Annotated in this window: 10 protein-coding genes; 2 read left to right on the top strand and 8 right to left on the bottom strand. The window is 62.5% G+C overall.

What is annotated here, in order from left to right; all coding sequences use genetic code 11:
• Position 1: 1 nt before the first annotated feature.
• Complete coding sequence (locus M0654_RS11725; protein WP_248683238.1) at positions 2–3,256, bottom strand: maltotransferase domain-containing protein; 3,255 nt, start codon at positions 3,254–3,256, stop codon at positions 2–4.
• A gap of 121 nt (positions 3,257–3,377) precedes the next feature.
• The gene (locus M0654_RS11720) at positions 3,378–3,878 is read right to left on the bottom strand and encodes a cupin (protein ID WP_248683360.1); all 501 of its coding nucleotides are present in this window, start codon (positions 3,876–3,878) and stop codon (positions 3,378–3,380) included.
• Between the two features lie 193 nt (positions 3,879–4,071).
• Here M0654_RS11720 and M0654_RS11715 point away from each other — a divergent pair, with 193 nt between their 5' ends.
• Positions 4,072–5,076, top strand: coding sequence for a Gfo/Idh/MocA family protein (locus tag M0654_RS11715; RefSeq protein ID WP_248683237.1), 1,005 nt, complete (start codon positions 4,072–4,074; stop codon positions 5,074–5,076).
• 3 nt (positions 5,077–5,079) lie between these two features.
• Here the strand turns inward: M0654_RS11715 and ribB are convergent, their stop codons facing one another.
• From ribB to M0654_RS11700, 3 genes are all read right to left on the bottom strand, one after another.
• Positions 5,080–6,180, bottom strand: coding sequence for a 3,4-dihydroxy-2-butanone-4-phosphate synthase (gene ribB / locus M0654_RS11710; RefSeq protein WP_248683236.1), 1,101 nt, complete (start codon positions 6,178–6,180; stop codon positions 5,080–5,082).
• A gap of 8 nt (positions 6,181–6,188) precedes the next feature.
• The gene (gene aroC / locus M0654_RS11705) at positions 6,189–7,286 is read right to left on the bottom strand and encodes a chorismate synthase (RefSeq protein WP_248683235.1); all 1,098 of its coding nucleotides are present in this window, start codon (positions 7,284–7,286) and stop codon (positions 6,189–6,191) included.
• Between the two features lie 132 nt (positions 7,287–7,418).
• On the bottom strand, positions 7,419–10,574 hold the full coding sequence (locus M0654_RS11700) for a bifunctional diguanylate cyclase/phosphodiesterase (RefSeq protein ID WP_248683234.1): 3,156 nt from the start codon (positions 10,572–10,574) through the stop codon (positions 7,419–7,421).
• 298 nt (positions 10,575–10,872) lie between these two features.
• Between M0654_RS11700 and M0654_RS11695 the strand changes: the two genes are divergently transcribed.
• Positions 10,873–11,133 carry a DUF1344 domain-containing protein gene (locus tag M0654_RS11695; protein ID WP_118851438.1) on the top strand — a complete coding sequence of 87 codons (261 nt, stop codon included), beginning with the start codon at positions 10,873–10,875 and terminating at the stop codon, positions 11,131–11,133.
• 24 nt (positions 11,134–11,157) lie between these two features.
• Here the strand turns inward: M0654_RS11695 and M0654_RS11690 are convergent, their stop codons facing one another.
• The 3 genes from M0654_RS11690 to M0654_RS11680 all read right to left on the bottom strand — a co-directional run bounded on the left by M0654_RS11690 (position 11,158) and on the right by M0654_RS11680 (position 13,809).
• Positions 11,158–11,745, bottom strand: a complete 588-nt coding sequence (locus M0654_RS11690; protein WP_248683233.1) for a histidine phosphatase family protein — start codon at positions 11,743–11,745, stop codon at positions 11,158–11,160.
• Between the two features lie 22 nt (positions 11,746–11,767).
• Positions 11,768–12,586 (bottom strand): enoyl-ACP reductase FabI, encoded by an 819-nt coding sequence (fabI, locus tag M0654_RS11685; RefSeq protein WP_118848874.1) that lies wholly within the window; start codon positions 12,584–12,586, stop codon positions 11,768–11,770.
• A gap of 131 nt (positions 12,587–12,717) precedes the next feature.
• Positions 12,718–13,809 (bottom strand): DnaJ C-terminal domain-containing protein, encoded by a 1,092-nt coding sequence (locus M0654_RS11680; RefSeq protein ID WP_248683232.1) that lies wholly within the window; start codon positions 13,807–13,809, stop codon positions 12,718–12,720.
• Between the last annotated feature and the right edge of the window lie 31 nt (positions 13,810–13,840).

The raw sequence follows: 13,840 nt of genomic DNA, 5'->3' as shown, positions 1-13,840 counted from the left end.
CTTATCGCACGCGCCAGATCAAGAATGGCAGGCCACCATGCGGGTCGAGCCGGATCCGCTGCACCTTGCCGGTCAGCGTGAAGCGGTTGCCGCCCACAACGTCTTCCAGATCAAGCGATCCGTGGTCGGGGAGGTTCCATGACCAGAGCGGAATTTCGACATCCGCCTCGTGGGCATTGTACGGGTCGAGGTTCACGGCGATCAGAATCGCGTTTTCGCGGCCTGCGCTGGTCTTCTCGAAGAACATGATATTGTCGTTCCAAGCCGTCAGGAGCTGCAGGCCCAGATGCGAGTGGAGCGCCGGGTTCTCGCGGCGGATCCGGTTCAGCATCGCGATCTCGCCCTTGATGTTGCCGGGGCGGTCATAGTCCCAGGCACGAATCTCGTATTTCTCGGAGTCGGCATATTCTTTGCGCTTGGCGTCCGGCCGGCCTTCGCAAAGCTCGAACCCGTTATAGACACCCCAGAGCCCGGACAGCGTGGCCGCCAATGCTGCACGGATCAGATAGGCGGGGCGCGGCGCGTTCTGCAGGAAGTCCGGATTGATGTCGTGCGTGTTGACGAAGAAGTGCGGCCGGAAGAACTCCTTCGGTTCTTCAGTGGTGATCTCGCGCATGTACTGCTCGAGCTCCCACTTCGCATTGCGCCAGGTGAAGTAGGTGTAGGACTGCGAGAAGCCGACCTTTGCCAGCCGGTACATGACCTTCGGCTTGGTGAAGGCTTCCGACAGGAACACCACTTCCGGATGGCGCGAACGGATGTCGGCGATCAGCCACTCCCAGAACGGAAAGGGCTTGGTGTGGGGGTTGTCGACGCGGAACAGCTTGACGCCGTTGTCGACCCACTTCTGGACCACATCGCGCAGCTCGATCCACAGCGACGGCACGGCGTCGCGGGCGTAGAAGTCGACGTTGACGATATCCTCGTATTTCTTCGGCGGGTTTTCCGCATAACGGATCGTGCCGTCCGGGCGCCAGTCGAACCAGCCGGGATGTTCCTTCAACCATGGATGGTCCGGCGAGGCCTGGATGGCAAGGTCAAGGGCGATCTCCAGGCCTTCTCGGCTCGCCGCCTCCACCAGGCGCCGGAAATCTTCGAACGTCCCAAGCTCAGGATGGATCGCATCGTGGCCGCCATCCTCCGAGCCTATAGCGTATGGGCTGCCGGGATCGTTCGGCCCCGCCGTCAGGGCGTTGTTCTTGCCCTTGCGGTTGGTCTTGCCGATCGGGTGGATCGGGGGGAAATAAAGGACGTCGAAGCCCATCTCGCGGATCGCTGGCAGGCGACGGATCACATCATCGAAGGTGCCGTGACGGTTCGCGTCGCCGCTCTGGGAGCGCGGGAATACCTGGTACCAGCTGGCAAAGGAAGCGGCAATGCGCTCGGCATCGACCGGAATGACAGTCGAGCGTGCCTTGTGCGGACGGCGGTCGGCTTCCGCCATCAGTTCGGCGGTCGCGGGCGCAAGCAGCGTTTCGACGCGCTGCTGGTCCTGCTGCCCGGTCAGCTTGTCGAACAGCACCTTAAGTTGGGTCTTCAGCGTGCCTTCCGCATGGTCGAGCGCGTCGAGAACCAGGTTGATGCCCTCCTGGATCTCCAGGCGCAGGTCGAGCCGCGCCTCGTACTTCTTGCCGAACTCATAGCGGAAGATCTGGAACGGGTTCTTCCAGGCCTCGACGACGAACTCGTGACGCCCCAGCCGCTTCAGCGGAAACTCTGCCTGCCACCGATCATTGAGGATCAGCTGCATCGGAACTTCCTGCCAGTCCGTCTCGTCGGCGGCACGCCAGCGCAGCGCTGCCGCAAGTGGGTCATGGCCATCGGCGAAGATATCGGCTTCGACCTTAACGATGTCACCCACCACCCGCTTGACCATGAACCGGCCCTCGTCGACGGCGGGGGTGACCTTCTCGATTGCGAGGCGCGGAGTAGCGGCCGCTTCCGAAGCCGAGGGAACGGCAACCGCATTGACGATCGGCGCCGACGCACGGCCTTCGAAGATGCGAAGTTCGCCGGGCTTCAGCGTCAATTCGCTGGTGAAGATGTCGTTCTCGTCGTCCATCCCCGTCAAAGGCAGGAAGGGAGCGGCGGCCTCGCGCAGTACATTGTAAGGCGCACGCGTTGCGCGGCGCAGGTCGCGGTTGAGCACCACCACGCGGACTTTCTGCGATGTGCGGATGTCCTCCTGGTCCGTCTGCAGCAGCGCGACTGCCGGCGACTGGCTCGGCGAAATCACCCGCAGCGGCTGGCGAGCAAACCCGGCGGCGGTCTTGTTGGTCGACGCGTTGATGGCGCGGATGTCGCTCGACAGGTCGAACGAGCCGCGATCGCGCAAGCCGCGCAGGCCCAGACCGTCGCCATGCAGCGGATCGAGCGGCACGCCGGCGCCAAATTCAAAGCCCATCGGGATCATCAGCCCGCTGGCAAAGGTGGAGGCCAGCCGCAGCGCCCGCACGGCCTTGCGCTCCAGCACCTCGCAGCTGTCGGTGCCGTGCGCCAGGCGCTTTGCGAAGGGCGCTTCCGGGAAGGTGATCTGGTATCCCAGTTCGCGCTGGATCTGGTACTCGTCCATGATCCAGCGTTCTTCGAGGTTCCACCAAGCAAATGACGAGAAGCTGCCGTCGAAGCCGGCACCCTGAAGCGCCTTGCGCTCCTCGAAAGCGGTGCCAGGCGTCCAGGCGATGAAGGTGGTTTCGGGTGCGGCACTGCGCGTCGAGGCAATCAGCGCGTACCAGGCTTCGGGTGCAATGCGGCCGATACCCATGCAGCGGAAGCCGGCGACGCCGAGGCCCGTCAGCCACTTGAGGCGGCCGTGCCAATCCTCGATGTGGCGCGACTCCTGCATGAAGTCGATCCTGCGGCTTTCGTTCTCCTGCGGCGGCTTGCGTGGATCGGCGACCACCGGCCGCGGATGCGCGTCATCGGTCGCCACCTGGTCCACCACGAGGTCGAACATCAGCTTGATGTTGGCAGCGCGCGCGGCCTCCACCAGCGAACGGATGCCGTCCTCGATATTGTCGCCAAGGCCGAGCTCGGGGTCGAGCCGATCAAAGTCGCCCGTGACGAAGACGCTGGCATTGCGGCCACGCTGGTAAAGCGGGGCGCTCAACACGGTGTCAAAGCCGAGATCGCGGACATGCGCGAAGAGTTCCTGCCAGGCTTCGATGCCCCTCAGCATCAGCGGATGAACGTAGTAGATCTGGGGAGGCACCTGCGACAGCGAGATCCGAGAAGCGAATTGGGGGCGCGTGTTCATCGGTTTGGCCTTGCCTTGGATTTTCGGGCAGAGTTCGGGCGACTAACTGTCAGACGGTGCGTGTGGTTCCGATGAAAAGCTTCGGGCACGACCGGCAGGATCAGCAGCCAACTCCAGCGATCTACTTGCGCGACCAGAAGCGGGACAAAGACCCGCCTGTGCCGCCCAGCGGATCGGTCGCCGGGATCGGCAGCGTGGCGATCTTCTGCAACTGATCCTGACTTGCCGGGCCGGTCTGGATATCCGCCTCCTGCCCGGGCGGATAAGCGCCGACGACAAGGAAGTCGCGACTGGCATCGATGCGCATATGCCCAGTGCCTGCGGGAAGCACGAGACAATCACCAGCGACGACGCTCAGTTCTGCTCCGCCCGGTCCGCCGATCAGCAACCGGGCCCGGCCGCCGGCAATGCCGAGCACCTCGTGGGCGCCTGTGTGGTAGTGCTGGTAGTCAAAAACGCCATCCCGCCAGATGCCCTGCCAGCCATTCTCCCGGAACCGCTGCTCGAACTTCGGTGCCATCTCGCCTTCAGGTGCAATGGCGCAACGGTAAACGAGGGCGGGGAGCTGGGGATGGTTCGGCACCCAGTCGCTCGGCAGGAAGGTAATCGGCTCGACCGTCATCCCACTGGCCGGAACCGTGGCGTTCGAGGGTGCCGCACCGACATCCGAGGCTGCGATCTTGATACTGCGATCCATGTCTTTCTCCGCCCTGTGTCCTTGCCCCACCAAAACTAGGTGTTGGCGCGGATGTTCCTCTGGCGGCGGCGCGCCTGTGGTGTAGTTTGCGTGACAAGTGGGATGCGGGAGGAAATGCATGGAAAAGCTTCGGGTGGCGATGATCGGCCTTGGCATGGCGGCAGGGCACCATGCGCGGGCGCTGCTTGATCTTGCCGATCAGGTGGAGTGTGTCGCGGCCTTCAGCCAGACCGAAGCCAGGCGGCACGCCTTTGCCACGCAATATCCGGCGATCCCGACCAGCGGTGATCTCGACGCGATCTTTTCGAACACGAAAATTGACGCGGTGCTGATCCTGACGCCGCCAAACAGTCATCTCGAGCTCGTTGAACGTGCTGCGTCCGCCCTCAAGCATATCCTCCTGGAAAAGCCGCTCGACATCTCGCTCGATCGCTCCGAGCACATTGTTCGGGTGACGGAGGAGGCTGGCGTCCTGCTTGGCGTGGCGCTGCAGAACCGGTTCCGAACCGCCGCACTGCAACTGGATACGATCGTCCGCTCGGGCCGGCTTGGCGATCTGGTCGAAGCGTCTGTCGCGATCCGCAACTGGCGGCCGCAGAGTTATTATGATGTCGAGGGGAGGGGGACGCGGGCGCGCGATGGCGGCGGCGTGCTGCTCACCCAAGGCATCCACATGATCGATCTGCTGTTGAGCCTGGCCGGCACGCCGGTCGAGGTAGCGTCTTATGGACGCACCACGGCCATGCACCGGATGGAGACTGAGGATCTGGTGACGGCGACCTTCGCCTTCGAGAACGGCGCAATCGGCACGCTCAATGCCACGACCTGCGCTTATCCCGGCCTGCCGGACCGCATCGAACTGATCGGCACCCGCGGAACGGCCGTCTTCAATGGCGACACGCTGGAGGTAGTCTTCATGGACGGCACCCGCGAAAGCGTCGGCGGCGAAAAATCAGGGAGCGGGGCGGGCGCCGATCCCATGGCCTTCGGCCACGAGATGCACCGCGCCCTGCTTCAGGATTTCGTGGATGCGATCCGGAAGGGCACGCCGCTGCGCGTCACCGGCGAGGATGCACTGAAGGCGCACCGGTTCATCGATGCGATCCTTACCGCCAGTCGCTGACGATCAGCAGAACACCGTCTCGGCGATCTTGATGCCGAAACCTTCAAGGCCGACATAGTGCCGCTCGCTGCGGGTGAGCAGCTTGATCGACGAAACGCCGAGGTCCTTGAGGATCTGCGCGCCCAGGCCGATTTCCAGCCATTCGCTTTCGCGCGCCTGCGCCTCGGCATGCGCTTCGAAACCCTTGCGGATCTTGCGGCCGTTGTCGGTCTGGCCGACGCCGACTGAACCTTCGCGAAGGTAGATCACGATGCCGCGACCCTCTTCGGCAATCTTGGCCATGTACCGGTCGACCGAGCGGTCGGCGCCAAACACGTCACGCGCGACGTTTTCAAGATGCAGCCGCACAGGAATGTCCACACCGTCGCGGATGTCGCCGAAGATAAGCGCGACATGCTGCATCGGGTCCCAGGGCAGCGAATACGCATGTGCCTTCGCCTTGCCATGCGGCGTCTCGACATCGAAGCTTGCATGCAGTTCGATCAGCGTTTCCTTGCGCTGGCGGTAGGCAATGAGGTCCGCCACAGAAACCTGCTTCAGCCCGTGCTTCTGGGCGAAATCCGCCACCTGCTGCCCGCGGGTCACGGTGCCGTCGTCGTTGACCAGTTCGCAGATGACGCCGATCGGCGGAAGATTGGCGAGCTTGCAGAGGTCAACGGCGGCTTCGGTATGGCCGGAGCGCATCAGCACGCCGCCTTCGCGGGCAATCAGCGGGAAGATGTGGCCCGGACGCACGAAATCCGCGGGGCCGACATTCGGGTTGGCGAGGTTGCGCACCGTCAGCGTGCGGTCTTCGGCGGAAATGCCGGTGGTCGTGCCGTGCTTGAAGTCCACCGTCACCGTAAAGGCGGTGGTGTGGGCGCTGTCGTTTTCCGCCACCATGGCATTGAGGTTGAGGCGCTTGGCCTCCTCGCGCGGCATGGGCGCGCAGACGATGCCGGACGTATGGCGGACGATGAAGGCCATCTTGTCGGGCGTGCAATGCACGGCGGCGACGATGAGGTCGCCCTCGTTCTCGCGGTCATCGTCATCGGTGACAACGACAATCTCGCCGGCTTCGAATGCGCGGATCGCGTCAACGACGCGTTTTTGATCATATGCCATGGGAAATCCTAGATGCTTTGACCGGTCTGACCGCGGTGTCGAAGGAAATGGTCGGCGATGGCGCAGGCGACCATGGCCTCGCCAATCGGAACGGCGCGAATGCCGACGCACGGGTCATGGCGACCCTTGGTGCGAACCTCGACATTGTTGCCGTCGGCGTCAATGGACTGACGCTCGGTGAGGATCGAGGAGGTCGGCTTGATCGCGAAGCGCGCAATAACGGGCTGGCCGGTGGAGATGCCACCAAGGATGCCGCCGGCATGGTTGGACAGGAAGAGCGGCTTGCCGTCATTGCCCATCCGCATTTCGTCGGCGTTTTCTTCGCCGGAAAGTTCCGCGGCACCAAAGCCGTTTCCGATCTCGACACCCTTCACGGCGTTGATCGACATCAGCAGGCTAGCGATGTCCTGATCGAGCTTGCCGTAGATCGGCGCGCCGAGACCTGCAGGAACGCCTTCCGCGATGACCTCGACAACCGCGCCGACCGAGGAGCCGGACTTGCGGATGCCATCGAGATACTCTTCCCAGACATGGACGATTTCCGGGTCAGGCGCAAAGAACGGGTTCTGGTCGACCTGCGCCCAGTCCCAGTTGTTGCGGTTGATCTTGTGCTTGCCGATCTGGATCAGCGCGCCGCGCACGGTGACGCCCGGAACGACCTTGCGCGCAATCGCGCCGGCCGCGACGCGCGCTGCCGTTTCACGCGCGGACGACCGTCCGCCGCCGCGATAGTCGCGGATGCCGTATTTCAGGTCGTAGGTGTAGTCGGCGTGGCCCGGACGATAACGCCTTGCGATCTCGCCGTAATCCTTGGAGCGCTGGTCGGTGTTCTCGATCAGCATCGAGATCGGCGTGCCGGTCGAGATCATCGTCGTACCGTCTTCATCCAGCATCACGCCGGACAGCACCTTCACGAAATCCTCTTCCCGGCGCTGAGTCACGAAGCGGGACTGGCCCGGCTTGCGCTTGTCCATCCATGCCTGGATCTCTGCCTGGGTGAACCGGAGGCCCGGAGGGCAGCCGTCGACGACGCAGCCGAGCGAAGGCCCGTGGCTTTCGCCCCAGGTGGTGACGCGGAAAAGATGACCGAAAGTATTATGCGACATTCACGGCGTCCGGGTCTGGCGGAGCTGTGGCCAAGCTGCCAGCTCCTGTCGCGGGTTTCTTATGGAAAAGGCTCTCGGCGAACAAGCCTTTTCCATCCGGATTTTGACCTCAGGAAGTGAACACTGCGTCGCTCAGGCCGCGGCTCGGCGCCAGCCGCTGTCCGCCGCTTGCGTGAAATCCGCGAAGGAGAGGGGACGGGCGAAGGCATAGCCCTGCAGGAGGTCGCAGCCCATCTCGCGCAGCATGTCGGCATGCTTCATCGTTTCCACGCCTTCCGCAATCGTCTCTACGCCAAGCGAGCGGGCGATATCGATGATCGAGCGGACGAGCGAGCGTTCCTGCGGCGATGTCAGGATCGGCATCACGAGCTGGCGGTCGATCTTCAGCCGCTTCGGCTTCAGTTTCAGCAGGCTGACGATCGAGGTATGGCCGGTGCCGAAGTCATCGATCTCGATGTCGATGCCGAGTTCCTTGATGCGGTCGAGGTTGCTGGTTGCCGCGTCTTCGCTTTCGTCGAGGAAGATCGACTCCACCAGTTCGAAGGAGATCTCGCCCGGCACGATCTGCAGGTTGCGCAGCGTGTCGATGAGCCGCTCGTCGTGAAGCCGCTTGGACGACACGTTGACCGATACCTTTGGTAGCCGGATGCCGAGCGCCGCCCAACGCATCTTGTCCTGCAACACCCGCTCCAGAACGATCTGGTCCAGCGCGGCCGAAACATTGAGGTCCTCGGCGATTTTCAGGAAGCGGTCGGGCGCCAGGATTCCGTGATGCGGGTGGTTCCAGCGGATAAGCGCCTCCACACCCGTCAGTTCATGCGTGCGCGCATCGAACTGTGGCTGGTAGAAGGTGGTGAACTCGTGGTTGTCGATGCCGGCAAGCACTTCGTCTGCTGTCCGCTTGTGGCTGACGATCTCCGCCTGCAGGTTCTGGGTAAAGAACTCGTAGCGGTTCCGGCCGAGGCTTTTGGCTCGGTAAAGCGCCATGTCGGCATTCACCAGGGTACGGCGTGCATCGATGTTGAGGCCGCTCACATGCGCAATGCCGATCGAGATGCCACAGCGGCAGGAGAAGCCGTCGAAGTCGAGCGGCTGGTGGAACTCGGCGATGATCCGCTGTGCAAGCTCAGCCATCTGGTCGGTGCTCGAACTGTCGAGCATGACGATGACGAACTCGTCGCCGCCGATGCGCGCCACGATGTCGCCGGTGCGCACACCGCTGGCAAGGATGCGCGAAGCATGCACCAGCATGGCGTCGCCTGCCGCATGGCCCAGCGTATCGTTGATCTGCTTGAAGCGGTCGAGGTCGAGATGCAGGATCGAGAAGGTCTGGCGTTCCTTCTGGCTGGCGCGCGACAGCCGGTCGAGTTCGAGGTCGAGCTTGCGGCGGTTTGCCAGCAGCGTCAGCGGGTCATGCAGCGAGTTATGCTCGATCCGGCTCTTGGCAGCCTCTAGTTCCGCATTCTTGGCGTCCGCCTCATCCTTTGCTGCCTTCAGCTTCTGGGCGAGCACGGCATCCTGGGTTACGTCAAAGGCAATGCCTACGACCTTCTGCGACCCATCGCGGGTCGTGTGCAGCTTGCCGATTGAGCGGATGTAGCGTTCCGAGCCGTCCGGTTGCGGGATCCGCACCACGAGTGAATGTTCGGTAAAATCCTCGATGAAGTGATGGGAGCTCCTGCGGGCAAGCTCCTGGTCCTCCGGATGCACGAGCGCCAGCCACTGCTCCGCGCTGATTTTGCCGTCGGTGAAGGGGACGCCGTGCAGCTGGCACATCCGCTCGTCCCACATCTCGACATGGGTAACGGGGTTTGACTCCCAGATGCCGCAATTGGAGGAAGCGAGCGCCAGGTCGAGCTTGGTCGACAGCTCTTCCAGTTCCTGCTCACGGTTCGAAAGCTCGTCGAGTGCCAGTTCCAGCTCGGCGTTCTTGATCTCAGCGTTTTCCTTGGAGCTCCTCAGTGTCTGCGTCATCACCACGTCGGCGGTCACATCCCAGACGATGCCGGTGGTGCGTCGGGTACCGTCGGCATTGCGATAGCTCGCGCCGGCGGAGCGCAGGTGCCGGAACGTGCCGTCCGGCTGCTGGATGCGGTAGACTTCAGTGCAGGGTGCGGAGCTGCGGGTGCAGTTGTGGAAATGCATCTCGACCGCGGCCTGGTCCTCGGGACAGACCGACGAGATCCAGTCGCTCAGGGGATGCGAGGCCTCACCGGATGATTTCCCGAGCAGGCTTGCCGCGCGCTTGTCCCAGAACAGCTGATCCTCGCCGGTAATTTCCCAAATCCCGATATTCGAGGCTTCCATCGCAAGCGAAAAGCGCTGGGAGAGTTCCAGCAGGTTGGCCTTCCGCAGCTTCAGCGCGGCGATGTTCTTGTTGCGCTCCGTGACAAGCGAAGTGGTGATGAGAACCGGAACGATGATCGCAAGGCCGGCCATAGAGACAAGGAGACGGAACGTCCAGCGATCCGGCGGCATCACGTCCCAGCCAGCGCGCGGCGCGGCGAACAGGGTCCAGTTCACGCCGCGGAAGCCGAGCGGCCACAGCATTGGATCCTGCGCTTCGATCGTGTCCTCGCCGTAAAACGCAAAGAAGCCCGGCTTTGCGGCATCGCGCAACGTAACATTGAGCCAGCTGCGATCGATCAGAGCGCGGTTTTCCTTTTCCTGAAGCTGGAAGGCAACGCCCGAGGGTTCAAGCAGCGCAAGCTTGTCGATCAGGATGGCGATGGCCCCTTTGGGCTTGGCAGTCGCGTCGTCCTCGTGAACCGGAACAACAAGCGTGACATAGTCTTCCTGGGTGCCGGTCAGAACCGACATGGCGGATGTGCCGCGCACGGATGCGAGGTCTTTCGCCAACTGGCCAAGGTTGATCTTGTCGGCCGCGCCCAGCGCAGCATGATGCATGCCGTCGCGGGTCACGGTGCCGGCAAGCTGGAAGTCCGGCGCGATGGCGATGCCATGGAAGTGTGGGTAATCCGCGAGCGTCCGTTTCGCGGCCGCCTTGAAGGCTTCCGTCGACTCAGCATCAAAATGAAAGGTGTGAACAAGGTGGTCTGCCGCGGCCATGTCGCTGTCGAGGCGTGACGCAATCCGCCGTATCAGCAGTCCAACCACCCGTTCCGTCGTGACACGAACCTCGCCCCGGTAGTTTTCCGTATGGTTGCGGTCAATGATGACGCCGATGGAGACGACGACCAGCGTGATCAGGGCGGCGATGACAGTGGGGGCATTGGCGCGGCGGAGGAGGCGTAAAGATGTCAGAGCGGACGGCAGTCGGGTATTCAAATGCGCGGACCTTCTCGTAAACACTTCTGGCTGTGAGAAGAGACCCTAGGAACCGCAAGTTAATTTCCTCTTTTGGGAACATCCATGAAATACCCCATAAATTATTGGGCGAAAAATAGAGCCTAAGGTTTCCAAGGCGTTAATGCAGATTGGAGCAGCCCCAAGAGCTGGAAACCAAGGGTTAACCATAGCGCTCATAGCGGCACGTTAATGCCTCTCCTGCGGGCAAATTTCGCCACAATCCACCGGCTAACTGTGTCTCGAAACGAAGCAACAGATTCCCCTGCAGGTGCCGGAAATGCGTATCCTCATCGCCGCCTTGTTGGCCACGGCCAGCGTGTTTTCGCCCCTGAACAGTTGGGCGCAGAGCGTTGACGTCGAGGCCACGATCAAGGCCGTCGACGTGGATTCCCTAAGCCTGACGCTGGATGACGGCAAGGTCTACAAGCTGCCGGAAGAGTTCAACTTCGAAGGGTTGAATGCCGGCGTGAAGGTGCTCGTGTTCTACACGGTCGTTGATGGCAGCCGGGTGGTGGACGATCTCGAGATCGTTCGCTGATCTGCCGGTCCCGCGGTTAAGGGGCTAAAGCCACTCAAACGTCCCCGCCTGCTTGTCGAGGCGCAGGATCCGGTCCTGTGGCGTCGGTGCAACCGCGGCTTCATCTTCCGACATCTGGCCGACGAGGCGGTAAAGCGCGCGGATGACCCCGCCGTGGCAGACGCAGACGGTCCGCTGGTTGACCGATTCCAGCCATGCGCCGATGCGCCAGCACAGGATCTCATAACTTTCGGCAGCCTCGCCCGGCGGGATGAAGCTCCATTTGTCTTCGATGCGGGCCGCAAGCCTCTCCGGCGCAATCGCCTCGATCTCGGGGAGGGTATGTCCTTCCCAGTCGCCGAAGGAGACTTCCACCAGCCGGCGATCGGTCTCATAGGCGAGGGGATCAAGCCCCATCGCCTGCCGCAGCAGTTCCATCGTGGCGCGGGTGCGCGAAAGCGGGCTGGCGACAAAGGAATAGCCGGCTGCATCGCCGATCAGGTCACGCAGCCGCTCGCCGTTGCGGGCGGCCTGGGAGCGGCCGAGCGCGTTGAGCGGAATGTCCTTCTGGCCTTGCAAGCGGCCTTCGGCATTCCAGTCCGTCTGACCGTGGCGGATCACATAGATGAGCACGGTCGAACGTCCTTCAGGCGCCTTATTCCTTGACGACGGAAATATCCGGAGCGTCGACCGCCTTCATGCCAACGACATGGTAGCCGCTGTCGGCGTGGTGCGTTTCGCCGGTGACGGAGCGCGACAGGTCGGACAGCATGTAGAGGCCGACATCGCCGACTTCCTCGATCGTCACCGTGCGGCGCAGCGGAGCGTTGTATTCGTTCCACTTGAGGATGTAGCGGAAATCACCGATGCCGGAAGCTGCGAGCGTCTTGATCGGGCCGGCGGAGATGGCGTTGACGCGGATGTTCTTCGGGCCAAGGTCGACCGCCAGATACTTCACGCTTGCCTCGAGCGCGGCCTTGGCAACACCCATGACGTTGTAGTTCGGCATGACCTTCTCGGCACCATAATAGGTGAGGGTCAGCATCGAGCCGCCGTCGGTCATCAGCTTTTCGGCGCGACGGGCAACCGACGTGAAGGAGTAAACCGAGATCTGCATGGTCTTGGCGAAGTTGTCAGCCGTGGTGTCGACATAACGGCCGGTCAGCTCGTCCTTGTCGGAAAAACCGATCGCGTGGACTAGGAAGTCGATCTTGCCCCAATGCTTCTCCAGGTTGCTGAAAACCTCATCGATCGTGGCCTCATCGGCAACGTCGCAATGGCCTGCCATGAAGGCGCCAAGTTCAGCTGCGAGAGGTTCAACACGCTTTTTCAGCGCTTCGCCCTGATAGGTGAACGCGACTTCACCGCCGTGGCTGTGGATTGCCTTTGCAATGCCCCAGGCGATGGAGCGGTTGTTGGCCACGCCCATGATGAGACCGCGTTTGCCTGCCATGAGGCCTGAAGCCTGAACCATACCTAGTCCCCTCAAACTTTCGTCGAGCGCTGCCTATGGCATAGGCAGCACGAGGGTTCAAGCTGGCGCAGATCATCTCGTGTTAAAGGCTGCAATCAAGGGTGCATAAGCGCTAAAAGGTTGCCTATTCCCTAGACATAAAGCCCGTGGCGCATGTGCCGCATGAGATCGGTCACCTTCTCGTTGGGCTTTTCCCACAACAGGACGCGCAACTCCACGACCAGGTCACCACGACCGCCGGCATCGTCATGAAGGCCAAGACCCTCGAGCTTGATGGTCTGGTCGGAACCCGACCAGGGCGCGACGGTGACGGTGCGAGGGCCTTCCGGCGTGTCCACAGTGGTTTCGGTGCCGAGCACGGCATCTTCGAGCGAGATCGGCAGCGAGGTGTGGAGGTTGAAGCCCTCGATACGGAACTGCGGGTCGCGCGCCGCCTTGATGGTGACGACGAGATCACCCGGTTTCATGCCGTTGACCCTCAGGCCCTGGCCCTTCAGCCGCAGGACGTAGCCATCGGTCATGCCCTTCTCCAGGGGAAAGCGCACCTCGCGCTCGTCCGCCAGCTTGTGGGTCACCCAGTTCTGCTTCAGCAGGTCCTCGAGCTTGACGGTCGCCTCGGTGAACATGTCCGGCGCCTTCTCCGTCGCGGAGGACGGATTGCGGAAGCGACGGATGAGCGATGCGATCAGTTCGACCCCGAGAAGCGGCAGGGGAGGCTTTTCCGCAGGCGCGTCGGTCTTGGCCTGCTCGGTCTCACCGCTGGCGCTCCGGGCCTGTGCCTTGGCCTGTTCGCTGGTGCCGGCGCCGAAGATACGGTCGATGACATCTTCGGGCGTTTCAGCGCCAGGCATGGCTTGGCCAGCGCCCTGCGAACGCGACCGTCCTTGTGCCTGAGCACGCTGGGCTTCCGCCTGTGCGAGCTCTTCCATCACCTTTTCTGCATTGGCCTTGGCAGCCCGGGCACGCTCGGCAGCCGCGCGGGCGGCATTGCGCTGCTCCATGATCGTCTGGTGCATTTCGGCAGCGGTGTCGTATCGCTTGCGGCGCTCCGGATCCTTTAGGACCTCGTATGCCTGGCCTATTTCGGCAAAGCGCGTGGTCGCGAGCGGATCATCCTGATTGGCATCGGGATGCACGCTTTTCGCCTTGGTACGCCAGGCCGCTTTGATCTCGTCGGCATCGGCATTGCGCTTGACGCCAAGAACAGAATAGGGATCACGCATTGTCGGACCACCCAGTTTACCTAAAGCAGCC

The sequence above is a fragment of the Neorhizobium turbinariae genome, assembly GCF_023223505.1.
GTDB lineage: Bacteria > Pseudomonadota > Alphaproteobacteria > Rhizobiales > Rhizobiaceae > Neorhizobium > Neorhizobium turbinariae.
Note: the sequence above shows the minus strand (reverse complement) of the source record. Positions and strands in the feature narration are given on the sequence as shown.